Source organism: Streptomyces sp. NPDC006259 (genome assembly GCF_042870975.1).
Classification (GTDB): Bacteria; Actinomycetota; Actinomycetes; order Streptomycetales; family Streptomycetaceae; genus Streptomyces.
In genome coordinates, this window is the sequence record NZ_JBIAHY010000006.1 from 1 (window position 1) to 24,451 (window position 24,451).

The following is a 24,451-nucleotide window of genomic DNA, read 5'->3' on the forward strand; positions in this document are numbered from 1 at the left end:
GGTTCCGATTTCCTCGGTGCTTTCCAGGTTCCCGCTTTTGTTTCGCGGTTTCCTTTCCGGCGGTTCCGACTCTATCAGATCCTTTCGGCGCTGATCCCCCGTCAGAGGGGGTTTGCCTTCCCGGCTGTAGGGCCGTTCCGACGAGTGAGACTTTAGCGGATTCCCTGGCCCCGAAGCCAATCGGGGCTGCGTCCTTTCGAACGCGGATTCCTCATTTCGCGAATACGCACGCCAATGACGCGGGGGCAGACGGATCGACTGCTCACCGAGAAGTGGTGGGTACTTGCGGAATGGCTGTCCGGGGACCGACCGGAGTCGGCGCTCACGTCGGACAACTCGGAGAACACTACGTATCCGCCCGGGGTGTGTCAACCCATGTCGTGGGGAGGCTCTGAGGCGTAGCCTCTTCCCCATGACGACGCATACGTGCAGCACCCAACTGTGGTGGGCCGCCTGACGGCGGCCGGACTGACGTGTGCACTCAGCGGCCGCCGCCTCGGCGGCCGCTTCTGTTTCTCCCTCCTGGGGGCCGGCCGGCCGGGTGCGGCGGCCTCGGCCAGGAGGTGGAGAGATGAAACGGGTCTTCAGCGGGGTCAAGCCGACCGGGCATCTGACGTTGGGGAACTATCTGGGGGCCATGCGGCGGTGGGCCGAGGTCGACCAGCATCGGGCGGACGCGCTGTTCTGTGTGGTCGATCTGCACGCCCTCACCGTGGACCACGACCCCGCGCGGGTGCGCCGGCTGAGTCGGCAGGCCGCGACGCTGTTGCTCGCGGCCGGGCTGGATCCGCAGTCGTGCACCCTCTTCGTGCAGAGCCATGTGGACGAGCACGCGCGGCTGTCGTACGTGCTGGAGTGTGTGGCCACCGACGGTGAGATGCGGCGGATGATCCAGTACAGGGAGAAGGCCGCGCGCGAGCGTGAGCGGGGTGGGAGTGTGCGGTTGTCGCTGCTCACCTATCCGGTGCTGATGGCGGCGGACATCCTGGCGTACGGGACGGACGAGGTACCGGTCGGGGACGACCAGGCCCAGCATGTGGAGCTGACCCGGGATCTGGCGCTGCGGTTCAACCAGCGGTACGGGCAGGCGTTCGTGGTGCCCAGGGCCACGCATCCGGTGGTGGGGGCGCGGGTCATGAACCTCCAGGAACCGACGTCGAAGATGGGCAAGAGCGATGACTCCGGCCCCGGCATCGTCTATCTGCTGGACGAGCCGGACGTCGTGCGGAAGAAGGTCATGCGGGCCGTGACCGACAGCGGGCGGGAGGTCGAGTACGACCGGGAGGGGCGGCCGGGGGTCGCGAACCTGCTGGAGATCCTCGCGGCGTGCACGGGCGGGAACCCGGAGGCCCTGGCGGACGTATACGAGTCGTACGGCGCTTTGAAGAAGGACACCGCGGAGGCTGTGGTGGAGGTCCTCAGGCCCGTGCGGGCCAGGCACCAGGAGCTGTGTGCCGACCCGGGGTTCGTGGAGGGGGTGCTGCGGGATGGTGCGGAGAGAGCGCGGGCCATGGCCCGGCCGGTCGTGGATGCCGCCTATCGGGCGATCGGGCTGCTGCCCGCGGTCGCGGAGCCGGCGCTGAACGCGGCGCGGTAGGCGCGTGGGCTGGTGGCGAGGCGCGATGCGAAGTGCTGGCGCATCGTGACCTCGCTGCCGAACCCCGCACGACGGGCGACCTCGGGCATGGGGAGGTCGGTGCGTTCGAGGAGTTTCTGGGCCGCGGCGAGTCGCTGGTCCAGGAGCCAGCGGAGCGGGGTGGTGCCGGTGGCCGCCGTGAAGTGGCGGGCGAAGGTGCGCGGTGACATGCCGGCGCGAGCCGCCAGGTCCGCCACCGTCAGCGGTTCGTGGAGGTGGCGGAGCGCGTGCTCACGGACGGCGGCGAGGGCGTCGGCGTCGCGGTCGGTGTGAGGGGTGGCGTGTTCGACGAACTGGGCCTGGGTTCCGGTGCGGAAGGGGGCGGTGACCATCGAGCGGGCGATGGTGGCTGCGGCCTCCGCACCGTGGGACCGGCGGACCAGGTGGAGGCAGAGGTCGATGCCGGCTGCCGTTCCGGCGGCGGTCCAGATGTTGTCGTCCTCGATGAAGAGGGCGTCGGGGACGACGGTGACCTCCGGGTGATGGGCGCGCAGGAGGTCGATCAGGTTCCAGTGGGTGATCGCGCGGCGGCCGTCGAGAAGGCCGGCCTGGGCGAGGGCGAAGGCTCCGCCGCAGAGGGCGGCGATGGTGGTGCCGCGGGCGTGGGCCCGTCGCAGGGCGTCGAGGACGGGGGGTGGTGCGGGGGTGAGGTGGTCGTCGAGGCCGGGGACCAGGATCAGGTCGGCGCGTGGCAGCCAGGAGAGGGTGCGGTCGGGGAGGAGACTCAGTCCGCCGCGCATGGGGACGGGCCTGGTGGGGTCGGGGGCGACGCGGCGCAGCTCGAAGGCGGGGGCGTCGCGGTCGGTGCGGTCGGTGCCCCAGACCTCGGTGATGACGGAGACGTCGAAGGCACGGATGCCGGGGAAGGCGACGAGGGCGACGCGGTACGCGTTCTCCTGCTCCATGGATGGCAGTAAACCATCGATCGCTGACTTTCTGCCCGCTGGGACCGGCGCGGTCCCGGCGGCAGGATCGAGGGCATGGACATCGCTGAGAACGCAGCACTGGTGGTCGTGGACGTGCAGAAGGGCTTCGACGAGCCCGGGTTCTGGGGGTCTCGCAACAACCTCGGTGCCGACGACAACATCGCCTCGCTCATCGACGTGTGGCAGGGCACGGGACGGCCGGTCGTGTTCGTGCGGCATGACTCGGGCAAGCCCGAGTCGCCGCTGCGGCCGGGCCACGAGGGGAACGACCTCAAGCCCTACGTGGAGGAGAGGAGGGGCAAGGGCGCCGGGGCGGAGCTGTTCGTCACGAAGACCGTGAACTCCGCCTTCTACGGGACGCCGGATCTGGACGCCTGGCTGAGAGCCGAGGGGGCCGGGCAGATCGTGATCGTCGGGATCCAGACCAACATGTGCGTGGAGACGACCGCGCGGATGGGCGGGAATCTGGGGTACGACGTCGTGGTCGCGTACGACGCCACGTACACGTTCGACCTGGAGGGGCCGTTCGGCTGGCGGCGGAGTGCGGACGAGGTGGCGCAGGCGTCGGCGGTGTCGCTGCACGGGGGCGGCTTCGCGCGGGTCGTCACCACCGGGGAGGTGGTGGACGCGGCGAAGTGACCCGCCCCCGTGTGCGGTGGGGAGCCCGGTGCCCTCGGTCGTCGGTCCTTGGTGCCGGCGTCGTCAGTCCTTGGTGCCGGCGGCCAGCTCGCGGCTGCGGTCGCGGGCGGCTTCCAGGGCGGCGATGAGGGCGGCCCGTACGCCGTGGTTCTCGAGTTCGCGGATGGCGCTGATGGTGGTGCCGGCCGGGGAGGTGACGTTCTCGCGGAGCTTGACCGGGTGTTCGCCGCTGTCGCGGAGCATGGTCGCGGCGCCGATCGCGGACTGGACGATGAGGTCGTGGGCCTTGTCGCGGGGCAGGCCGAGCAGGATGCCGGCGTCCGTCATCGCTTCGACCAGGTAGAAGAAGTACGCGGGGCCGGAGCCGGAGAGGGCCGTGCAGGCGTCCTGCTGCGACTCGGGGACGCGAAGCGTCTTGCCGACGGAGCCGAAGATCTCTTCGGCGTGGGCCAGGTGGTCGGCGCTGGCGTGGCTGCCGGCGGAGATGACGGACATGGCCTCGTCGACGAGGGCGGGCGTGTTCGTCATGACGCGGACGACGGGGACGCCGGCGGTGAGGCGCTCCTCGATGGAGGCGGTCGTGATGCCGGCGGCTCCGCTGACGACCAGGCGGTCGGCGGGGACGTGCGGGGCCAGTTCGTCGAGGAGGGCGCCCATGTCCTGCGGCTTGACCGTGAGGATGAGGGTGTCGGCGGTCTTCGCCGCTTCGGCGTTCGTGACCGGGGTGACGCCGTAGCGGGCGCGGAGTTCCTCGGCGCGGTCCGCGCGGCGGGCGGTGACGAGGAGGTCGGCGGCCGGCCAGCCGCCTCGGAGCATTCCGCTGAGAAGGGTTTCGCCGATCTTGCCGGTGCCTAGGACTGCGACTTTCTGGGACATGGCGGGGGTCCTCCGGGGGGTTGCGTCGTCCGGGCTCATCCTCGCATCGGGGCGGGTGCGGAGGTGGGGGCTGTCCGGTGGGTGGGCGGTGCGGGAGTGGGCGGTGGGTGGGTGAGTGGGCGGTGCGTGGGCGGTGCGTGGGCGGTGCGGATCGCCTCCGTCGCTCCGGCCCACTCCCGTTCCCTTCGCTCCGCCCTACTCCCGTCCCCGTCGCTCCGGCGCACTCCCGTCCCCGGGGTGGCGCCCGGACCCCTGCCGGTCCTGGACGGCCCTCGGCTTCACGAGGGTGCGCCCCGGCGCCCCGGGCGGGTCGGTGGGTGGCGGTCAGGTTGTCCTGCGGCGCAGGGTCGCCGCTCCCAGGGTCAGGACCAGTAGGGCGCAGCCCGCCACGACCAGGGCGTCACGGATGAAGTCGGCCGTCATGTCCGTGTGGGTGAGGACCTCGTTCATGCCGTCGACCGCGTAGGACATGGGGAGGACGTTCGAGAGGGCCTCCAGGGCGGGGTGCATGGTGTCGCGGGGGGTGAAGAGGCCGCAGAGCAGGAGCTGGGGAAAGATCACCGCCGGCATGAACTGGACCGCCTGGAACTCGGACGCCGCGAAGGCCGAGACGAAGAGGCCGAGGGCGGTGCCGAGGAGGGCGTCGAGCAGGGCCACCAGGAGGAGCAGCCAGGGGCTGCCCGTCACGTCGAGGTCGAGGAACCAGAGCGCCAGGCCGGTCGCCAGAGCGGACTGGACGATCGCGAGGGCGCCGAAGGCCAGGGCGTATCCCGCGATCAGGTCGCCTTTGCCGAGGGGGAGGGCGAGGAGGCGTTCGAGGGTTCCCGAGGTGCGTTCGCGCAGGGTGGCGATGGACGTGACCAGGAACATCGTGATCAGCGGGAAGATCCCCAGGAGGGACGCGCCGATGCTGTCGAAGGTGCGCGGGCTGCCGTCGAAGACGTAGCGGAGCAGGAACAGCATCACGCAGGGGATGAGGATCATCAGGGCGATCGAGCGCGGGTCGTGGCGGAGTTGGCGCAGGACGCGGGCGGCGGTCGCGAGGGTGCGGGAGGCGTTGAGGGGGGTGGTGGGGGCGGTGGGCAGCGGCCTCGTGCTGGTCGTCATCGGGTCCTCTCCTTCTTGGCGGCGGCCTTGGTGGCCTCGTCGACCAGGTGCAGGAAGGCCGCCTCGACCGTGTCCGAGCCGGTGCGGGTGCGCAGTTCGTCGGGGGTGCCGTCGGCGAGGATCTCGCCCTCGCGCATGAGGAGCAGGCGGTGGCAGCGCTCGGCCTCGTCCATGACGTGGGAGGAGACGAGGAGGGTGGTGCCTCGGGAGGCCGCGATGTCGTGGAAGAGGGTCCACAGGTCGCGGCGGAGAACCGGGTCGAGGCCGACGGTCGGTTCGTCGAGGACGAGGAGTTCGGGGGCGCCGAGAAGGGCCACCGCCAGGGAGACGCGGTTGCGCTGGCCTCCGGAGAGGTTGCCGGCGAGGGCGTCGGCGTGGCTGGTCAGGTCGACGTCGGCGATGGCGCGGGTCACGTTGTCGTGGCGGCGGGCGGCTGCCGCGCGGCCCGGGTCGAGGATCGCGGCGAAGTAGTCGAGGTTCTGACGGACGGACAGGTCGTCGTAGACGGACGGTGCCTGGGTGACGTAGCCGATGCGGGTGCGCAGGGTGGGGTGGCCGGCCGGGCGGCCGAGGACGTCCAGGCCGCCGGTGACCTTGGCCTGGGTGCCGACGATCGCTCGCATCAGCGTCGACTTGCCGCAGCCCGAGGGGCCGAGGAGGCCGGTGATCTGTCCGCGCGGGACCGCGAAGTCGAGAGCGCGCAGGACCGTGCGGGGGCCTCGGACGACGGTGAGGGCGGAGGCGCGTACCGCGGGGGTCGGCGGGGTGGGGGCCGAGGAGGTCGGGGCCGACGAGGTGAGGGCCGACGAGCCCGGGGCCAGGCTGCCGGGTCCTGTGTCGTCCGGGGGTTCGGGGGCGCTGTTCCTGTAATTCATCATGCGGTGAATAATCTCTCCGGCGGTGGGAGTCGTCAAGCGGCGAGCGGTGGTGGGTTACGGCGGGTGGTGGTGCGCGTTCCCGTGCGCGTTCCGCGGGGCGGGCGTGCGGCGTGGCCGCCGGGATGGGCTGGTCGCGGTGCCGGATACCCGCCGGAAACGCGTTCGTCCTGGTCACCGGGGTGGTGGACGCGCTCGGCCGCCCCGTCGTACCGAGGGGTGGGGCCGGGAAGGCCGCGGGGGCCGCCGTTCCGACGGGTGGGAAGGGAAGGTCCCGCCACGTCGGCTGCGGGCCGGTTGCCACGCGGGAGGTGCGGGCGTTGCGCCGTGGGCGTCGTGGCGCGGTGGGCCGGACGTCCTGCCTCGCGACCGGGAGGTGCACGACCGGGAGGCGGGGCTGGAGCTGGGCAGGCTGCGGCGGCATGTGGACCACGCGCGCGCGGAGGCGCTGGAGGTGCTGGGGTCCAGAGGCCCAGAGGCCCTGTGGGAGGGGCCGCCGGACGGAAAAGGAGGGGCGGAGAAGGAGAGGACGGGGGTCAGGGGCGGGTCGCGAGCAGCAGTCCGACCTCGTAGGTCTCCTCCACCACACCGTCGGGGAAGACGGCGAGGAGGTGTTGCCGCTCCGCCTCGACGAACGCGGCGGTGCTCTCCTCGCCGTGCACCAGGAACAGCGAGTGGCTGCTGATGTTCGCCAGGTGCGTGTCGACGGGGACGCGGCGGCTCCAGCGGAGGCGGCGGCTGCGGAAATCGAGGCGGCCGTCGCAGGCGGCGAGGGCGTCGTGTGTGCCGTCGCCGTTCCCGCCCACGACCCGGTCGAGGCCGAAGTGGCGCTCGATGCGTTCCACCTGCGCGTCGATCCACGGTACGTCGAGCGCGCCGGAGTTCCACCAGAGCGCGAGGGCACCGGTGGGGCGCAGGACGCGCAGCGCCTCCGGGATCGAGCGGTCCGGGTCGGTCCAGTGCCAGGACTGGGCGTAGGTGAGGAGGTCGAGGGAGGCGGTCGCGAGCGGGAGGTGATTGCCGTCGCCGCGGACGATCGGCACGTCGGGGAGGTCCCGGCGGAACTGCTCCGCCATGCCGTCCCCCGGTTCGACGGCCACGACCCGGGCGCCGCGGGCGTGCAGGAGGGTTGTGCCGATGCCGGTGCCCGCGCCCACGTCGGCCACGCGTGCGCCGGTCAGCGGGCGGCCGGCCATGTCCTCGATCGCCTCGAAGAGGGCCGCCGGGTAGGAGGGACGGTTCGCGGCGTACTGGGCCGCGACGGCGTCGAAGGAGAGGGCCCGGGGCGTGCTGGAGGCAGCGGTCATGGGGCCATCGTGGCGGGAGGGGGCGGAAGGGGCCAGGGGGCCGGACCCTCTTCCGCCATGGGCGTACGGTGCGGTGGTGGAGCCCCGCCCCCCGGCACGGTCAAGGGCTTTCGCGGCCGGTGGGCCCAGTCAGGAGCGGCGGCGCTTCTTCGACGGGTTGCGGGTGCGGCGGGCGCCGCGGCGTTCGAACGCCGTGCGGGCCGCCTCGTACTCCTCACGGTGCAGCTTCTCGCCGGGGGCCTCCGTGAGCGAGCGGAGGAAGTAGGCGAGGAGGGAACCGACGAAGCCGATGGCGAGCAGGCCGCGCAGGGAGGCCTGCCGGTCGGGGTCGGGGCGCCTGCCGAAGCCGTCCCAGGTGGTGCGGAAGGCCAGGGCGCTGGAGATCGCGAACATGACGACGATCAGGACGGTCACGAAGGCGCCGGTGTCGGCGAGCGCGACGCCCTCGTAGGCGAAGCGCAGGACGAAGCAGGAGGCGACCGCGGCGGCGAGCGAGCCGAGGGCCACGCCGATGCGGCGGGGCGTGTAGCCGTGGTCGTGGTCCACCCAGGTGGTGCCGAAGAAGCGGAGGGGCTCGGGGCGGGGGGCAGTGGGGGCGCCCGCCTCACGGGCCGACGGGCCCGTGTCCGTGTCCGGCGCACCGGCCCTGGAGTCCGGCGCACCTGCTCCGGAGTCCCGCTCACCGGCTCTGGAGCCCCGGAGACCTGCCTTGACGGCCGGGGGACCCGCTTCGGTGTCCGAGGTGCCGCTTTCGTCGCTCACGGGACGATTATGGCTGCGGGCCGGGCGGGTTCCCCGGCAGGGTGCGCGGATGCCTCCCGGCAGGGTGCGCGGCTGCCTCAACCGGCAGCGTGTGCGCGGGTCGATGCACGCGGTGGGTGTGCGGTCCGGTCAGGCGCAGCGGGGCGCGGGGCCCGGTCGAACGCAGCAGGCGCGCGGTCGGGTCAGGCGCAGCGGGGCGCTATGTAGCCGTCGCTGCCCGTCCTCACGTACGCGTCCGAGACGAACTGGCCGTCGGCGATGTTGTCCCAGATGCTCGTCGTGCCGTACGGGCCGGAGACCGAGGTGCCGGGCGTCTGGCAGAAGATCGGTACCCTCGTGCCCTCGGGCAGGACCTTGACGATCGGGTAGCTGGTGGCCGGTCCGCTGCGCACGTTGAGGCGGACGCCGGGCGCGATCGGGTAGTACGTCAGCCCGGCCGTCGCGGCCTGCGCCTCGACGCCGTCCCCGGCCGCCGCGGCGGCGGCTGCTTCGGCCTCTTGGACTTCTTCCACGCGGTCGACAGACATGAAAAAACCTCCCCCGTCAGACCCCACGACTTCCGTGGGGTCACGTTGATTCCCCGCGATCAAGCCATGAAACACCTGTACTCGATTCGCACAGGGAGGCTAGCAAGCCGCCTCGGTCCCGCACGCCTCATCGACTAGGCTCCGTGCGTCGCGCGCGCGGACGAACAGCACGGGGGTGGTCCATGGCGCCACAGCACAACACCGGAGCGGGCGCGGAAGCGGAACTTCCGGAGTACGCCGGTCACTACCACCTGGAGTCCTGTCTGGGCTCGGGCGGCATGGGCGTGGTCCACCTGGCCCGCAGCACCTCGGGCATGAAGGTGGCGGTGAAGGTCGTACACGCCGAGTTCGCGCGGGATCCCGAGTTCAGGGGGCGGTTCCGGCAGGAGGTGGCGGCCGCTCGGCGGGTCAGCGGCGCCTTCACCGCGCCCGTCGTCGACGCCGATCCGGAGGCCGAACGGCCGTGGATGGCCACGCTGTTCATTCCCGGACCGACCCTGTCGCAACATGTGAAGCGGAACGGGCCCATGGGCTCGGGCGAGTTGCGACGGCTGATGGCCGGACTCGCCGAGGCGCTGCGCGACATCCACCGGGTGGGGGTGGTGCACCGGGATCTGAAGCCCAGCAACGTCCTGCTCGCCGAGGACGGCCCGAAGGTCATCGACTTCGGTATCTCGCGGCCGAAAGACAGCGAACTGCGCACCGAGACGGGGAAGTTGATCGGGACGCCGCCGTTCATGGCGCCGGAGCAGTTCCGGCGGCCGCGGGAGGTCGGGCCCGCCGCCGACATCTTCGCGCTCGGGTCCGTGCTGGTGCACGCGGCGACCGGGCGCGGGCCGTTCGACTCGGACAGCCCGTACGTCGTCGCCTACCAGGTCGTGCACGACGAACCCGATCTGACCGGCGTGCCGGAGACCCTGGCACCGATGGTGCTGCGCTGCCTCGCGAAGGAGCCGGAGGAGCGGCCGACCCCCGACGAGTTGATGCGGGAGCTGCGGTCGGTGGCGGCCTCGTACGACACGCAGGCGTTCATACCGGCACAGCGTTCGCCCGACGGCGCGCTGGAGACGGAACCGGCGCGGGAATCCGAACCGGCGTGGGAGTCGGGATCGCCTGGATCGGCGGAGCCGTCGGGATCGGCGGCGCTGTCCGGACCGGCGAGGTCGTCGCAGCCATCCAGACCGTCGCGGCCATCGGGATCGTTGAAGGGCGTGGATCGGGGCGCGGTCCGGGTGGGCGCCCGGTGGCGGGGCCGGCGGCGGCAGGTCGCTCTCGCACTCGGTGCGCTGATGCTCGTCGCGGGCGGGGGGTTCGCCTCCGCCCAGGTGTTCGGCGAGGACGCGGACGGGGCGGCTCGGGGCGCGGACGGGGCGCGGTCCGCCGACGCCTTCGCCCCGTGGGCGACGCGCCCGGCGGGGGGCGCCGGTCTGCCTCAGTGCGCCTACGACGCGCGACGGCTGCTCTGTGCCCAGGAGGGGTGGGTGTACGCGCTCGACGCCTCCGACGGGCGCGTGCTGTGGCGGCACGCCCTCTCCCCCGACGACAGGCCCCGCGAGGCGCCGGTCGTCGCGAGCGGGCTGGTCCATGTGCTGACGCACTCGGGAGAGCGCGTGGAGGCCTTCGACCCGGCGTCGGGAGAGGTGCGCTGGGAACGGGACGTGTCGGCGTACCAGGGTGTCCGCTACGCCGCCGGGACCCTGTTGCTCACGGCGGCCGACGGCACGGTGACCGGGGTGGACGCCGCGTCCGGGCGGACGGGGTGGAGCCGGCGGATCCCGGGGGCGGGCGCTCCCTACTTCGTGTCGTTCCCCGGAGACTCGCTGGTCTACGCGACCAGCACGTCCGGTGAGGGCCGGACCCGGGTCACCGCGGTGGACCCCGCCACGGGAGACGTGCGCTGGGACGAGCGGTTCGACGAGGCGCTGACACTGGTGGGCGCCACGGACGACAGCGTCGTACTGCTGGCGGAGGACGGGGACGGCGGCTACGGCATGGCCGACGCGGTGATCCGTTTCTCCCCGGGGACCAAGGTGTCGCGGCGGGTCGCGCTGTCCGTCGCGCTCCAGCAGCCGACCGCGGCCGTGTACGGGGACCGGGTCTACCTCATGACGTACGACGGTGCTCTCGTGGCCGTCGACACCCGCGAGGAGAAGCGGCTGTGGTCCCTCCAGACGGCCGTGAGCAGGGGTTCGGTGCCGACCGTGGACGGTACGCACGTGTACTTCAGCGCTCCCGACGGCCGTCTCCTCGCCGTCGACGCCGACGCGGGCAGGCTCGTCGGCCAGACGGGGCTGCGGCTCGGCGCGCACTCCGACGAAGTGGTCAGCACGCTGCCGGCGCCCGAGGCCGCCGACGGGCGTGTCTACGCCGGAGCCCCCGACGGAACGGTGTTCGCGGTCGACGGGCGTGATCCGTCCGGCTGGTGAGGCCCGCGCGTGGGCCTCGCGGACGTCGACCTGTGCGGAGGGTGTGCGCACGGGAAAAGGAGGGGCCGCCCCCGGTTGACGGAGGGAAAGGGAAGGGGCCGCCCCCGGTTGACGGAGGCGGCCCTTCGCGATTCGGTCGGACGGCAGCCATTCGGTCGGCCGTCAGCGGCCCGGCCGGGCGTCAGCCATTCGGTCGGCCGTCAGCCCAGCTTCGACACGTCCCGCACCGCGCCCTTGTCGGCGCTCGTCGCCATCGCGGCGTAGGCACGCAGCGCGGCGGAGACCTTGCGCTCGCGGTTCGAGGGGGCGTACACCCCGTTCAACGCCGCGTCGCGGCGCGCGAGTTCCCTCTCGTCGACGAGCAACTCGATCGTGCGGTTCGGGATGTCGATCCGGATGCGGTCGCCGTCCTCGACGAGGGCGATGGTGCCGCCGGAGGCCGCCTCGGGGGAGGCATGGCCGATGGACAGGCCCGAGGTGCCGCCGGAGAAGCGGCCGTCGGTGATCAGGGCGCAGGTCTTGCCGAGCCCGCGGCCCTTGAGGAACGACGTCGGGTAGAGCATCTCCTGCATGCCGGGGCCGCCCTTGGGGCCCTCGTAGCGGATGACGACGACGTCGCCGTCGGTGATCTGCTTGTTGAGGATCTTCTCGACGGCCTGCTCCTGCGACTCGCAGACGACCGCGGGGCCCTCGAAGGTCCAGATCGACTCGTCGACGCCCGCCGTCTTCACCACGCACCCGTCGACGGCGAGGTTGCCCTTGAGGACCGCCAGGCCGCCGTCCTGGGAGTACGCGTGCTCGGCGGAGCGGATGCAGCCGTTCTCGGCGTCGTCGTCGAGCGCCTCCCAGCGCTCGGACTGGGAGAAGGCCTCGGAGGAGCGGACGCAGCCGGGGGCGGCGTGCCACAGTTCCACCGCCTCGGGGCTCGGCGACCCGGCTCGGACGTCCCAGGTCTTCATCCAGTCCGCCAGGGACGGGCTGTGGACCGAGTGCACGTCCTCGTTCAGCAGGCCGGCGCGGTGCAGCTCGCCGAGGAGGGCGGGGATGCCGCCGGCGCGGTGCACGTCCTCCATGTAGTACGTGCGGTTCTTGGCCACGTTGGGCGCCACCTTGGCCAGGCAGGGGACCCGGCGGGAGACCGCGTCGATCTCGTTCAGGCCGAACGGGACGCCCGCCTCCTGGGCCGCCGCCAGCAGGTGCAGGATCGTGTTGGTCGAGCCGCCCATCGCGATGTCCAGCGCCATCGCGTTCTCGAACGCGGCGATGGTGGCGATGTTGCGCGGCAGGACCGTCTCGTCGTCCTGCTCGTAGTAGCGGCGCGTGATGTCCATGACCGTGCGGGCGGCGTCGACGTAGAGGCCCTTGCGCGCGGTGTGGGTGGCCAGGACCGAGCCGTTGCCGGGCAGGGAGAGGCCGATGGCCTCGGTCAGGCAGTTCATCGAGTTGGCGGTGAACATGCCGGAACAGCTGCCGCAGGTCGGGCAGGCGTTCTCCTCGATACGGAGGATGTCCTCGTCGGAGATCTTGTCGTTGACGGCGTCGGAGATCGCGTCGACCAGGTCGAGCGTGCGGACGGTGCCGTCGACGAGGGTGGCGCGACCGGACTCCATCGGGCCGCCGGAGACGAAGACCGTCGGGATGTTCAGGCGCAGGGCCGCCATGAGCATGCCCGGGGTGATCTTGTCGCAGTTGGAGATGCAGATCAGGGCGTCGGCGCAGTGCGCCTCGACCATGTACTCCACGCTGTCCGCGATCAGGTCGCGGGAGGGGAGGCTGTAGAGCATGCCGCCGTGGCCCATCGCGATGCCGTCGTCGACGGCGATCGTGTTGAACTCGCGGGGGATGCCGCCGGCCTCGGTGATCGCCTCGCTGACGATCCGGCCGACCGGCTGGAGATGGGTGTGGCCGGGCACGAACTCGGTGAAGCTGTTGGCCACCGCGATGATCGGCTTCCGGCCGATGTCCGCACCGGGTACACCGGAGGCGCGCATAAGGGCGCGTGCGCCCGCCATGTTGCGTCCGTGGGTGACTGTGCGGGACCTCAGCTCGGGCATCGTCGCTCGCTCCTTCAGACAGATAGGGCTGTTCATGAGCGTACGCCGCTCATCCAGGTGGCGGGACGAGGTGTCCGGAATGCGGGATACGCATCTCGTGTCGCGCCTTGTGATGGTGGGTTCGGGAGCGAGTCTTGTGCTCGGTCTTGGGGCGGGTCATGGCGCGGGTCTTCGGCTTGGGCTTGGGCTCGGGCTCGGGCTCGGCCACGAGGCCTGGCCGCTGGGTCTCGATGCCGGGGGCCCTGAGGGTGTGACTCGTGTCTCGGGGTGGGTGTGCCTTGCGGTCAGGAGCCGGTGAGGTGGTTCTGCACCACGGGCGCCACGCGCGCGATGATCCGCTCCAAGTCCGCCGACGCCAGCGGTTCCACCTTGATCACGTACCGCAGCATCGCCGTACCGACCAGCTGTGCGGCCGCCAGTTCGACGCGGAGTTCGGCGTCCGGCACATCGAGCTGGGCGGCGATGCGGCGCAGCAGCTGGGTGGCGACGAGACGGCGGAAGACGGCCGCCGCGGTCTCGTTGTTGAAAGCCGAGCGGACGACCGCCAGCAGCGGCATGCGCGTCGCGGGGTTCTCCCAGACGCCGAACATGAACCGGGTCAGCCGCTCCCCGATCTGGTCCAGCGGTGCGTCGGCGACCGCGTCCGGTCCTTCGAGCACGGGCGCGACGACGACCTCGACCGCCGCCGCGAAGACCTGCTCCTTGGTGCCGAAGTAGTGGTGCACGAGCGCCGAGTCGACCCCTGCGGCCTTCGCGATGCCCCGTACGGTCGACTTCTCGTAGCCCCGCTCGGCGAACTCCTCGCGGGCCGCCGCGAGGATCCGGTCGCGGGTGTCGGCGGACTCCGCGCGCGGGGGGCGGCCGCGGCGGCGCCCTACGGTGTCGGTCACCGGCGGGGCACCTTCACGGCCGACGCCAGGTGCAGGCGCGTGAAGGCCAGCGCCTCCGCGAGATCGGCCTCACGCTCGGCGGCGGACATCGCGCGCCGGGTGTTGACCTCGATCACGACGTGCCCGTCGAACCCGCTCAGCGCGAGCCGTTCCAGCAGCTCGGCGCAGGGCTGCGAGCCCCGGCCGGGGACGAGGTGCTCGTCCTTGGCCGAGCCCTTGCCGTCGGCGAGGTGCACATGGCCGAGCCGGTCTCCCATGCGGTCGACCATGTGCATCGCGTCCGCGCGGGAGGTCGAGGCGTGGCTGAGGTCGATCGTGAAGTGGCGGTAGTCGTCCTTCGTCACGTCCCAGTCGGGCGCGTACGCGAGCATCTCGCGGTCGCGGTAGCGCCACGGGTACATGTTCTCGACGGCGAACCGTACGTCCGTCTCGTCCGCCATCCGCCAGATCCCGCGGACGAAGTCGCGCGCGTACTGGCGCTGCCAGCGGAAGGGGGGGTGGACGACCACGGTGCTCGCGCCCAGCTTCTCGGCCGCCGCGCGGGCCCGCTGGAGCTTGACCCACGGGTCGGTCGACCACACGCGCTGCGTGATGAGCAGGCAGGGGGCGTGTACGGCGAGGATCGGGACGCGGTGGTAGTCACTGAGTCTGCGGAGCGCGTCGATGTCCTGGCTGACCGGGTCGTTCCACACCATGACCTCGACGCCGTCGTAGCCCAGGCGCGCCGCGATCTCGAAGGCCGTCGCCGTCGACTCCGGGTAGACCGAGGCAGTCGACAGGGCGACCTTCGCATCCGGGATGCGCACGACTGGCTCTGCCATGGGGGACAGGTTACGGGGTGCGGTGACCGGACTGCGGGGTCCCTCCTCGCCGTTGTGGCGCACGACACGGGTGGGGTGGCCGGGTCCGGTCGGCCTCGGCGGGCCGAGGTCGGCGGGGTCGGTGGCCTTGGGAGACGGGTCCGGGCGATGGGCGGGGCAGCCGTGCTCGGCTGCTCGGGCTCACCTGCGCCTGGGGCCTTGTCATGCGCGTGCGCGGCGGTGTTTCCGGTGCCCGCGTCGGGCATGCGCGGCGGTGCTCCGGTGCCCGCGTCCGCCGTGCGCGGGCGGACGCGTCCGGATCGCGTCACGTCCGTTCGCGTCATGTCCACGCGTGCGTGCGGGCGAGCCGCGTCCACGCGGGCGTACGTGGCAGTCGCGTCGATGCGTACGGCATGGCGCTCGCCTCCCCGCGTGCGTAGGCGCCAGGCACGTCCACGCACACGTGCGTGCGTCCTGCGTGCGTGCTGCGTGCGGGGCGGTCACGCCCTGGCTCGGCGCTACGGCGAACCCATGTGGTCGAGCTTCCGCAGGATGACGCCCTCCCGGAGCGCCCACGGGCAGACCTCCAGGGCCTCGACCCCGAACAGGTCCATCGCCCCCTCGGCGACCAGCGCGCCCGCGAGCAGCTGGCGCGCGCGGCCCTCGGAGACGCCGGGCAGTTCCGCGCGCTGGGCGGTGGTCATGCCGGCCAGACGGGGCACCCAGGCCTCCAGGGACTCCCGCTTCAGCTGGCGCTGGGCGTAGGGACCGTCGGCGGAGCGGGCGGCGCCGGCGAGGCGGGCGAGCTGCTTGAAGGTCTTCGACGTGGCGACGACGTGGTCGGGGGACCCGATGCGGCTGAACTCCCCGACGGTCCGGGCTATCTCGGCGCGCACGTGCCGCCGCAGCGCGCGTATCCGCTCGGGGTCGGGCGGGTCGCCGGGCAGCCAGCCGGCCGTGAGCCGGCCCGCGCCGAGCGGGAGGGAGACGGCCGCGTCGGGCTCCTCGTCGATGCCGTAGGCGATCTCCAGGGAGCCGCCGCCGATGTCCAGGACCAGCAGCTTGCCGACCGACCAGCCGAACCAGCGGCGGGCCGCGAGGAAGGTGAGGCGGGCCTCCTCCTCGCCGCTGAGGACCTGAAGCTCGACGCCGGTCTCGGCCTGCACGCGCGCGAGGACGTCATCGGCGTTGCTGGCCTCGCGCACGGCGGAGGTCGCGAACGGCAGTACGTCCTCGACGCCCTTGTCCTCGGCGGCCTGGAGGGCCTCCTGGACGACGGTGATCAGCGTGTCGACGCCCTCACGGCCGATCGCCCCGCTCTCGTCGACCAGTTCGGCGAGGCGCAGTTCGGCCTTGTGCGAGTGCGCGGGCAGCGGACACGCGCCCGGATGCGCATCCACCACCAGCAGGTGCACCGTGTTGGATCCCACGTCGAGGACACCGAGTCTCATGGAGGGAACGCTACTGCCAGCCGTGCTGACCTCGGCCCCTGGTGCGCATCCTGAGACGGTCTCTTTGCCGCGCGCGGGCGACTTACCCTGGAAGTGTGCCAAAGACGAAAAAGGCGAAGGCCGAAAAGGCCGACAAGGCCACCCAATCCGCCACAACCGCCTCTTCGGGATCTCCGACTTCTCCGGCTCCTCCCGTTTCTGCGGCTTCTGCGGTTTCCGCACGGGTGAAGTCATCGAAGAAGTCGCGCAAGGTCCGGGAGGCGGACGAGAAGGGCCTCGACTTCGCGCGCGCGTGGGTCGAGTTCCCCGACCCGGCGGACGACGACCAGGTCTTCCGCTGCGATCTGACGTGGCTGACCTCTCGCTGGAACTGCATCTTCGGCAGCGGCTGCCAGGGCATCCAGGCCGGTCGCGCGGACGACGGCTGCTGCACGCTGGGCGCGCACTTCTCCGACGAGGACGACGAGAAGCGCGTGGCGGAGCACGTGGCACGGCTGACCCCGGACATCTGGCAGCACCACGCCGAGGGCGTGCGCGACGGCTGGGTCTCGGAGGACGACGAGGGCTCCCGGCAGACCCGCCCCTTCAACGGCTCGTGCATCTTCCAGAACCGCCCCGGTTTCGCCGGCGGTGCCGGCTGCTCGCTGCACATCCTCGCCCTCAAGGAGGGGCGCGAGCCGCTGGAGACCAAGCCCGACGTCTGCTGGCAGCTGCCGGTGCGGCGGACGTACGACTGGATCGACCGACCCGACGACACGCGCGTGCTCCAGGTGTCGATCGGTGAGTACGACCGGCGCGGCTGGGGTCCGGGCGGGCACGACCTGCACTGGTGGTGCACGTCGGCGACCTCGGCGCACGGGGCGGGCGACCCGGTGTACGTCTCCTACCGGCCCGAGCTGATCGAGCTGATGGGCAAGGCCGGCTACGACCGTCTGGTCGAGCTGTGCGAGGAGCGGCTCGCCTCGCAGTTGCCGTTGCTGGCCCCGCACCCGGCGGACCCGGTGCCGCCACCGCGTGCGACGGGCCGGGGGGACGCCGTCGGTCCAGTCGATCCCGCTGGTCCAGTCGATCCCGCTGGCCCAGTCAGTCCGGTCGATCCGGTCGGTCCGGTGGATCCGATCGTCTGAGGCCCCCGGCCCGGCTCCTCGGAGCCGGGCCGACTCGCGTCCCGGGCGGCTCCGGCCCGCCCGTCCGCCTGACCGGGCCCGCCTCGGGTCTATGCCGTCGGCCGGCTCGGGTCGTCGCTGCCGCCGGACGGCGGGGTGGAGTCGCCCGGGTCGGTCGGCGACGGATCGGTGGGGGTGGGCTCGGGGGTGGAGGAGGTCGGCGGGGTGCTCGGCGTGGGATCGGCGGAGGGCGGGGCCGTCGGGGTCGGCTCCGGGTCGGACGAGGGGGGCGGGCCGCTCGGCACGGGGTCGGGGTCCGAGGGCGTGGGCGCTGTGCCGTAGCCCTCGATGGAGACGACGGCACCGGCCGGTGAGATCGCCACGCGCGCGTGCCAGTGTCCGGCGGGCTCGCGCAGATGATCGACGTACACCTTGACCGTGATCGATTCGCCGGGCCGGAGTGTTCCCGTGGTGCGGCTGAGGTAGAGCCAGGCGGCGCCGGTGGTGGCCGACCAGCGGACCGGACCGTCCGCGTCCTCGGCCGCCGTCAGGGTGATCAAGGTGGTGTCGCCCCGGTTCCCGGCCGTGACCGTCAGGCGGCCCGCGCCCCTGTCCCCGAGTCCGGGGACGCTGACGACCTCCACGGAGACGTCGGGCTTGTCGCCCTGGGTGAAGCGGGAGCCCGGCCGGGTGCTGGCGTTGCCGGCGTTCTGGTAGCCGCCCGATCCGTCCCCGCCGAGGCCGTCGGGTCCCTGCGCCTCACTGGCGGTGGGCGAGCGGCCGTCGGAGTCGGCGGTCGGTGTGCCCCGGTAGGCCGCCCAGAGGGCGAGAACCGGCGCGGCGACGACGGTGGCGACGACCGTCGTCGTGACGGCACGCGCGCGGAGGCGGTCCCGCCGGGCGGCGCTGTCCTTGGGGTCCATCGGGAAGCCGCGCCGGTCGAAGCGCGGCGCGGCGGCACCCCGCGCGCGTGGGAGGTGTGCGAGGAGGGCGTGCAGGGCCGCACGCGGGGCTTCCAGGACGGGCAGCTCGGCGGGTGTGACACCGGCTCCGGGCCAGCGGCCGGGGACCGCGCGCTCCGCGGCCCGGCGGCAGCGCGGGCAGTCGTCGACGTGCCGGACGAGTTCCCGGCGGAGCGCGGCACTGAGCACGAGCTGGTGGTCGCCCGTGAGGCGGGCCACACCGGGGCAGCCGCCGGTCTCGACGACGGCCAGCGCCGCACGCGTGCGTTCGACCTCGCAGGCGGCGGAGGAGAGCAGCTCGCGGGCCGCGCCGGCCTCCATGCCGAGAACGGCCGCCACCTCGTGGGCGGCGAGGTGATGCCGTACGGCGAGTTCGAGCGCCTCGCGCTGCTCCGGGCTGGTGCCTGCGGCCTCCGGCCAGGCCAGCAGGGCGAGTTCACGTCGTCGCCGTTCCCGGAGGTCGTCGGGCGCGGGCTCGGTGGCGGGCTCGGCGCCGCTCTCCCGGTGGGCGCTGTGCCGGCCCGGCGCGTGTGTGCCCTGACGTCTCCGCCTGGCCTCGGCGAGCTTGCGCAGGCAGGCCCAGCGGGCCAGCGCGTAGAGCCAGGCCCGGCGGTCGCCGGTGGCGTCGGGTCCGCGTTGTCCGCGCCGCTCGGCGAGCGCGAGGACGTCCGCGAGGGCGGCCGTGGCGGTGTCGTGGTCGCACAGGACGGACAGGCAATAGGTGAAGAGACCGTCGAGGTAGGGCTCGTAGCCGGCGGGCGGGCGCTGCGCCAGCGTGCGCGCCGCAGCGCGGTCGCGCGCCTCCCTGTGCGCCCGGTGTGCGCCGGTCGTGCGGGTCGAGGTTTCCGGACTGCTGCTCATCACCCGTGCGACCGTAGGCGCCGCGGAACGACCTCTTCTGCCCCCTTGAGTCCTTTTAATCCGTACGGGTGAAACGATCCCTCATAAGGGGACAGGAACTAGGGCTCGAGTGGCTCATTCGTGACAGTGCGTGGCTGATTCGCAGGGGGTGAGGCGGGCCCGGCCGGGGGGATGGCCGGGCGCACCTCACCCGGTGTCCGCCGCCCCCGGGGGGGGATGGGCGCGGCGAACGCCACCTCGAAGTCGCGTCTGCCCCGGCGAACCGGCTTCATGCACAGCAATCTCGTGTTGTCGGACCCTGCGGTTACGGTTTCCCCATGGCTGCCCGTACGAAGACCACCAAGGACCGTCCGTCCTACCGCTGCACGGAGTGCGGGTGGCAGACGGCGAAGTGGCTCGGCCGTTGCCCCGAATGCCAGGCCTGGGGCACGGTCGAGGAGTACGGCGCGCCCGCGGTCCGTACGACGGCCCCCGGCCGCGTCACCACGTCCGCCCTGCCCATCGGCCAGGTCGACGGCCGTCAGGCCACCGCCCGCCCCACCGGTGTGCCCGAACTCGACCGCGTGCTGGGCGGCGGGCTGGTCCCGGGCGCCGTGGTCCTCCTGGCCGGCGAGCCGGGCGTCGGCAAGTCCACGCTCCTGCTCGACGTGGCCGCCAAGGCCGCGAGCGACGAACACCGCACGCTGTACGTCACGGGCGAGGAGTCGGCGAGCCAGGTGCGGTTGCGGGCCGATCGCATCGGCGCCATCGACGACCATCTGTATCTCGCCGCGGAGACCGATCTGGCCGCCGTCCTGGGCCACTTGGACGCCGTGAAGCCGTCGCTGCTGATCGTCGACTCGGTGCAGACGGTGGCCTCCCCCGAGATCGACGGCGCCCCCGGCGGCATGGCCCAGGTCCGCGAGGTCGCCGGCGCGCTGATCCGCGCCTCGAAGGAGCGCGGCATGTCCACGCTGCTGGTGGGCCATGTCACCAAGGACGGCGCGATCGCGGGCCCGCGCCTGCTCGAACACCTCGTGGACGTCGTCCTGTCCTTCGAGGGCGACCGGCACGCGCGCCTGCGTCTGGTGCGAGGGGTCAAGAACCGGTACGGCGCCACCGACGAGGTCGGCTGCTTCGAACTGCACGACGAGGGCATCACGGGCCTTACGGACCCGAGCGGACTTTTCCTGACCCGTCGTGACGAACCGGTCCCGGGCACCTGTCTGACGGTCACCCTGGAGGGCCGCCGCCCCCTGGTCGCCGAGGTGCAGGCGCTGACCGTCGACTCGCAGATCCCCTCGCCCCGGCGCACCACGTCCGGCCTGGAGACCTCCCGCGTCTCGATGATGCTCGCGGTCCTGGAGCAGCGGGGCAGGATCAGCGCGCTCGGGAAGCGGGACATCTACTCCGCGACGGTGGGCGGCGTGAAGCTCTCCGAGCCCGCGGCGGACCTGGCGATCGCCCTCGCGCTGGCCTCCGCGGCGAGCGACACCCCGCTGCCCAAGAACCTCGTCGCGATCGGCGAAGTAGGCCTCGCGGGCGAGGTCAGACGGGTCACGGGCGTTCAGCGCAGGCTCGCCGAAGCGCACCGCCTGGGCTTCACGCACGCGCTCGTACCGGGCGACCCCGGCAGGATCCCCGCGGGGATGAAGGTCCTCGAAGTCGCGACCATGGGGGACGCCCTGCGGGTGCTCCCGCGCTCCCGTCGGCGAGAGGCCCCGCGGGAGGCGGAGGAGCGCCGGTAGACTTTGCCCAGGTCTCGCCCGTCCGTACGAACGCAGTGCGCGAACGCGAGCACCCCAGAACCTGTGACCGGAGGAGTGCAGTGGCAGCCAACGACCGGGCGGCAGCTCCCGGAAAGTCCGGTGCGAGTTCCGGTGCCGAAGGCCTGATGCGTGCCGCCCTGAGCGCGGTGGCTCCCGGCACAGCCCTGCGCGACGGCCTGGAACGGGTTCTGCGCGGCAACACCGGCGGACTCATCGTGCTCGGTTCCGACAAGACGGTGGAGACGATGTGCACGGGCGGATTCGTCCTGGACGTCGAGTTCACGGCCACGCGCCTGCGTGAGCTGTGCAAGCTCGACGGCGGCATCGTGGTCTCCTCCGACCTGTCCAAGATCCTGCGGGCCGGCGTGCAGCTGGTGCCGGACCCCACCATTCCCACGGAGGAGACGGGCACCCGCCACCGCACGGCGGACCGCGTCAGCAAGCAGGTCGGCTACCCGATCGTCTCGGTCTCCCAGTCCATGCGCCTCATCGCGCTCTACGTCGACGGCCAGCGCCGCGTCCTGGAGGACTCGGCGGCGATCCTGTCCCGCGCGAACCAGGCGCTCGCGACCCTGGAGCGCTACAAGCTCCGCCTGGACGAGGTCGCGGGAACGTTGTCAGCGCTGGAGATCGAGGACCTGGTGACGGTCCGGGACGTCTCGGCGGTGGCGCAACGCCTGGAGATGGTGCGCCGCATCGCCACCGAAATCGCCGAATACGTGGTCGAACTGGGCACCGACGGCCGTCTTCTCTCCCTACAGCTCGACGAGTTGATCGCGGGCGTGGAGCCCGAGCGCGAACTGGTGGTGCGGGACTACGTTCCGGAGCCCACCGCCAAGCGTTCCCGCACGGTCGACGAGGCGCTGTACGAACTGAACGCGCTCAGCCACGCGGAGCTTCTCGAAATGTCCACGGTGGCCCGCGCGTTGGGTTACACCGGCTCCCCCGAGGCCCTCGACTCGGCGGTCTCCCCGCGCGGCTTCCGCCTGCTGGCGAAGGTGCCGCGCCTCCCCGGCGCGATCATCGACCGTCTGGTGGAGCACTTCGGCGGCCTGCAGAAGCTTCTCGCGGCAAGCGTCGACGACCTCCAGACGGTCGACGGCGTCGGCGAGGCGCGGGCGCGCAGCGTGCGCGAGGGCCTGTCCCGCCTGGCGGAATCGTCGATCCTGGAGCGGTACGTCTGAGGGCGGCGGTCCGCCTCAGGCCGGTCCGCGTGTGTCCTCTGTGGTGCTTGTGGGGCGAGCACCACGTGCGGTGGTCCGGCCGCCCGCGCCCCGAGCCGGGAGCGGCAGCCGCGCGCCCTCGCGTCAGTCCTGCTCCAGCACGAACGAGGTCTGCGCCTTCGTGAACCCGGGCGCCTTCGCCTCCACCAGGTACGTCCCGGCCCCGGCTGCCCCCGCCGGAGGCGTCGCGCACTCCGGCGCACTCGGCTTCCGGTTCCACGTCACCGTGTAGGTGAAGCTGCCCCCGGCCGGCACGCGGTACAGCAGGCTCGCGGACCCCTTCGGGCAGTCGGCGGACGACCAGTAGTCGTCGGCGCCACCGGCCTGGGTGATCGACAACACCGCGTTCTTCGGGCCGAGATCGACCTTGCAGTCGCTCGCGGAGGAGTTCCTCGCCGTCAGCCGGAACGTGGGCGTCTGGTCCGGCGAGTACGTGTTGCGGACGCTGCGCAGGCTCAACGTGACCACGCTGGCGGTGCAGTTGGGCAGCGTCGTACCGGCCGGCAGCGTCGTACCCGAACCGCTGCCGTGGGAACCGCCGTCCGAGCCACCCGCCCCCGCCGAACCGGCCCCGCCCGGGTTGGCGCCACCGGATCCGGCACCGTTCCCCGAGCCGGATCCGGAGCCTGAGCCCGAACTCGAACCCGAGCCCGAGCCGCCGGAGTCCTCGTCGCCCGACTCGTCGCGCCCGCCCGGGTTCTGGCTGATCGCCGGCCCGGAACCGGACGGGCCCGGTGTGATGGAGGACGCGGGATTCTTGCCGTCGGAACCGTCCGCCCCGTTCTTGCCGCCACCCCCGCCCGAGGTGACCACCCAGGCGGCCAGCAACGCCAACAGGGCGACCACGGACAGCAGTACGACCCTCCGTCGCCAGTAGATGGAGGAGGGAAGCGGCCCGACCGGATTGCGCAGAGATCCCACGGCGCAAACTGTACGAGAGATCCTTGCGTTCCCCGGCCCCACCCGCCGCCCTGCTCACAACTTTTCCGGATCATCATCCCGGACACCCCTGCCACGGCGCCGACTTGACCCGTCCGAGCCCCCATGCCCGTCGCGGGCGTGACCGTGACGTCATACGCCGGACACGGTCCGTGACGGCGTACTCCTTCGCCCTTCGCGCCCGCCGCCCTGGTGGCCGCGCCCGCGGCCCACACGCGCGGAGGCATCCCGCGCCCCCGCCCCACCGGTGGCGGCACGCGCGCGTACCTCTCCGCGCATGGCAGGATCGGAAGGCCATGACTGCGCCCACGAAGCCCCCGCACAGCAGCCCCGCCGACACCGTCCCCGGCCCGCCCCCCGGAGAACAGCCGTCCCCGGCCGCGTCCGATCCGGCGGCCGCCGGACGGGCCTCCGGGGCGCGCCTGCACTCCCTGGTCATCGACTGGTTCGAGGAGCACGCCCGCGACCTGCCCTGGCGCCGCCCCGAGGCCGGCGCCTGGGGGGTGATGGTCAGCGAGTTCATGCTCCAGCAGACGCCGGTCAGCCGCGTCCTGCCGGTCTACGAGCAGTGGCTCGCCCGCTGGCCGCGCCCCGCCGACCTGGCCGCGGAATCCCCCGGTGAGGCCGTACGCGCGTGGGGCAGGCTCGGCTATCCCCGCCGCGCCCTGCGGCTGCACGGCGCCGCGGTGGCCATAACGGAACGGCACGGCGGCGACGTACCGGCCGACCACGCGCAACTGCTGGCGCTGCCCGGCATCGGCGAGTACACGGCCGCGGCCGTCGCCTCCTTCGCCCATGGACAGCGGCACGCCGTGCTGGACACGAACGTCCGCCGGGTGTTCGCGCGCGCGGTCACCGGGGTGCAGTACCCGCCGAACGCCACCACGGCCGCCGAACGCAAGCTGGCGCGCGCCCTGCTGCCCGAGGACGAGAAGACCGCCGCGCGCTGGGCCGCCGCCTCCATGGAGCTGGGCGCGCTCGTCTGCACGGCACGGAACGAGAGCTGCCGGCGCTGCCCGATCGCCGCCCAGTGCGCGTGGCGGCTCGCGGGCAAGCCGGCCCACGACGGTCCGGCGCGCCGCGGTCAGACGTACGCCGGTACGGACCGGCAGGTGCGCGGCAAGCTGCTCGCCGTACTGAGGGACGCCCACGCGCCCGTGCCGCAGGCGGCGCTCGACCGGGTGTGGCACGAGCCGGTGCAGCGCGCGCGTGCGCTGGACGGCCTCGTCGCGGACGGTCTCGTGGAACCGCTGCCGGACGGGCTGTACCGGCTGCCGCTGGCCTGACACATGGTCAGATCACAGCCGGACGGCGGCGTCGGGGCCCTGCTCGGCCT

At 72.6% G+C, this 24,451-nt stretch carries 20 protein-coding genes; 7 read left to right on the plus strand and 13 right to left on the minus strand.

Features of this window, described 5'->3' with window-relative positions:
- The first annotated feature begins 571 nt into the window (after positions 1–571).
- Positions 572–1,597, plus strand: a complete 1,026-nt coding sequence (gene trpS / locus ACFYO5_RS24515; protein WP_388712342.1) for a tryptophan--tRNA ligase — start codon at positions 572–574, stop codon at positions 1,595–1,597.
- On the opposite strand, the gene ACFYO5_RS24520 is transcribed toward trpS, so the two are convergent.
- Positions 1,537–2,541: a GlxA family transcriptional regulator gene (locus tag ACFYO5_RS24520; RefSeq protein ID WP_388712345.1), complete on the minus strand. Its 1,005-nt coding sequence runs from the start codon at positions 2,539–2,541 to the stop codon at positions 1,537–1,539. The two genes, trpS and ACFYO5_RS24520, sit on opposite strands and share 61 nt — an antisense overlap.
- Before the next feature lie 75 nt (positions 2,542–2,616).
- Here ACFYO5_RS24520 and ACFYO5_RS24525 point away from each other — a divergent pair, with 75 nt between their 5' ends.
- Positions 2,617–3,201 (plus strand): cysteine hydrolase family protein, encoded by a 585-nt coding sequence (locus ACFYO5_RS24525; protein ID WP_388712348.1) that lies wholly within the window; start codon positions 2,617–2,619, stop codon positions 3,199–3,201.
- 63 nt (positions 3,202–3,264) lie between these two features.
- Here the strand turns inward: ACFYO5_RS24525 and proC are convergent, their stop codons facing one another.
- The 6 genes from proC to ACFYO5_RS24555 all read right to left on the minus strand — a co-directional run bounded on the left by proC (position 3,265) and on the right by ACFYO5_RS24555 (position 8,655).
- Positions 3,265–4,077, minus strand: coding sequence for a pyrroline-5-carboxylate reductase (gene proC, locus ACFYO5_RS24530; protein ID WP_388712351.1), 813 nt, complete (start codon positions 4,075–4,077; stop codon positions 3,265–3,267).
- Positions 4,078–4,401: 324 nt separating this feature from the next.
- Entirely contained in the window at positions 4,402–5,184 is a 783-nt protein-coding gene (locus ACFYO5_RS24535; protein WP_388712354.1) for an ABC transporter permease, read from the minus strand.
- Positions 5,181–6,062, minus strand: coding sequence for an ABC transporter ATP-binding protein (locus ACFYO5_RS24540; protein WP_388712357.1), 882 nt, complete (start codon positions 6,060–6,062; stop codon positions 5,181–5,183). Before ACFYO5_RS24540 ends, ACFYO5_RS24535 begins: the two co-directional genes overlap by 4 nt.
- A gap of 533 nt (positions 6,063–6,595) precedes the next feature.
- Positions 6,596–7,366, minus strand: a complete 771-nt coding sequence (locus tag ACFYO5_RS24545) for a methyltransferase domain-containing protein (RefSeq protein WP_388712360.1) — start codon at positions 7,364–7,366, stop codon at positions 6,596–6,598.
- 129 nt (positions 7,367–7,495) lie between these two features.
- A complete protein-coding gene (locus ACFYO5_RS24550) occupies positions 7,496–8,128 on the minus strand; it encodes an EamA/RhaT family transporter (RefSeq protein WP_388712363.1) in 633 nt (210 codons plus the stop codon).
- Between the two features lie 182 nt (positions 8,129–8,310).
- Complete coding sequence (locus tag ACFYO5_RS24555) at positions 8,311–8,655, minus strand: SH3 domain-containing protein (protein WP_388712366.1); 345 nt, start codon at positions 8,653–8,655, stop codon at positions 8,311–8,313.
- Positions 8,656–8,837: 182 nt separating this feature from the next.
- Between ACFYO5_RS24555 and ACFYO5_RS24560 the strand changes: the two genes are divergently transcribed.
- Positions 8,838–11,081, plus strand: coding sequence for a serine/threonine-protein kinase (locus ACFYO5_RS24560; protein WP_388712368.1), 2,244 nt, complete (start codon positions 8,838–8,840; stop codon positions 11,079–11,081).
- A gap of 200 nt (positions 11,082–11,281) precedes the next feature.
- Here ACFYO5_RS24560 and ilvD read toward each other — a convergent pair whose 3' ends face one another.
- The 4 genes from ilvD to ACFYO5_RS24580 form a co-directional block, all read right to left on the minus strand.
- Complete coding sequence (ilvD, locus tag ACFYO5_RS24565; RefSeq protein WP_356560499.1) at positions 11,282–13,135, minus strand: dihydroxy-acid dehydratase; 1,854 nt, start codon at positions 13,133–13,135, stop codon at positions 11,282–11,284.
- 284 nt (positions 13,136–13,419) lie between these two features.
- Positions 13,420–14,025, minus strand: a complete 606-nt coding sequence (locus tag ACFYO5_RS24570) for a TetR family transcriptional regulator (RefSeq protein WP_388712371.1) — start codon at positions 14,023–14,025, stop codon at positions 13,420–13,422.
- A complete protein-coding gene (locus tag ACFYO5_RS24575; RefSeq protein WP_388712374.1) occupies positions 14,022–14,846 on the minus strand; it encodes a sugar phosphate isomerase/epimerase family protein in 825 nt (274 codons plus the stop codon). The genes ACFYO5_RS24570 and ACFYO5_RS24575 overlap by 4 nt, the downstream gene beginning before the upstream one ends.
- A gap of 497 nt (positions 14,847–15,343) precedes the next feature.
- On the minus strand, positions 15,344–16,276 hold the full coding sequence (locus ACFYO5_RS24580) for a Ppx/GppA phosphatase family protein (RefSeq protein WP_356560502.1): 933 nt from the start codon (positions 16,274–16,276) through the stop codon (positions 15,344–15,346).
- A gap of 224 nt (positions 16,277–16,500) precedes the next feature.
- On the opposite strand from ACFYO5_RS24580, the gene ACFYO5_RS24585 reads away from it, so the two are divergent.
- On the plus strand, positions 16,501–17,403 hold the full coding sequence (locus tag ACFYO5_RS24585; protein ID WP_388712378.1) for a hypothetical protein: 903 nt from the start codon (positions 16,501–16,503) through the stop codon (positions 17,401–17,403).
- Positions 17,404–17,492: 89 nt separating this feature from the next.
- Here the strand turns inward: ACFYO5_RS24585 and ACFYO5_RS24590 are convergent, their stop codons facing one another.
- Positions 17,493–19,205, minus strand: coding sequence for a hypothetical protein (locus ACFYO5_RS24590; protein WP_388712381.1), 1,713 nt, complete (start codon positions 19,203–19,205; stop codon positions 17,493–17,495).
- Positions 19,206–19,522: 317 nt separating this feature from the next.
- On the opposite strand from ACFYO5_RS24590, the gene radA reads away from it, so the two are divergent.
- On the plus strand, positions 19,523–20,932 hold the full coding sequence (radA, locus tag ACFYO5_RS24595) for a DNA repair protein RadA (RefSeq protein WP_388712384.1): 1,410 nt from the start codon (positions 19,523–19,525) through the stop codon (positions 20,930–20,932).
- Between the two features lie 80 nt (positions 20,933–21,012).
- Positions 21,013–22,137 carry a DNA integrity scanning diadenylate cyclase DisA gene (gene disA, locus ACFYO5_RS24600; RefSeq protein ID WP_356560506.1) on the plus strand — a complete coding sequence of 375 codons (1,125 nt, stop codon included), beginning with the start codon at positions 21,013–21,015 and terminating at the stop codon, positions 22,135–22,137.
- 123 nt (positions 22,138–22,260) lie between these two features.
- Here the strand turns inward: disA and ACFYO5_RS24605 are convergent, their stop codons facing one another.
- Positions 22,261–23,097 carry a hypothetical protein gene (locus ACFYO5_RS24605; RefSeq protein ID WP_388712388.1) on the minus strand — a complete coding sequence of 279 codons (837 nt, stop codon included), beginning with the start codon at positions 23,095–23,097 and terminating at the stop codon, positions 22,261–22,263.
- 314 nt (positions 23,098–23,411) lie between these two features.
- Here ACFYO5_RS24605 and ACFYO5_RS24610 point away from each other — a divergent pair, with 314 nt between their 5' ends.
- On the plus strand, positions 23,412–24,401 hold the full coding sequence (locus tag ACFYO5_RS24610; protein WP_388712390.1) for an A/G-specific adenine glycosylase: 990 nt from the start codon (positions 23,412–23,414) through the stop codon (positions 24,399–24,401).
- Positions 24,402–24,451: the final 50 nt, after the last annotated feature.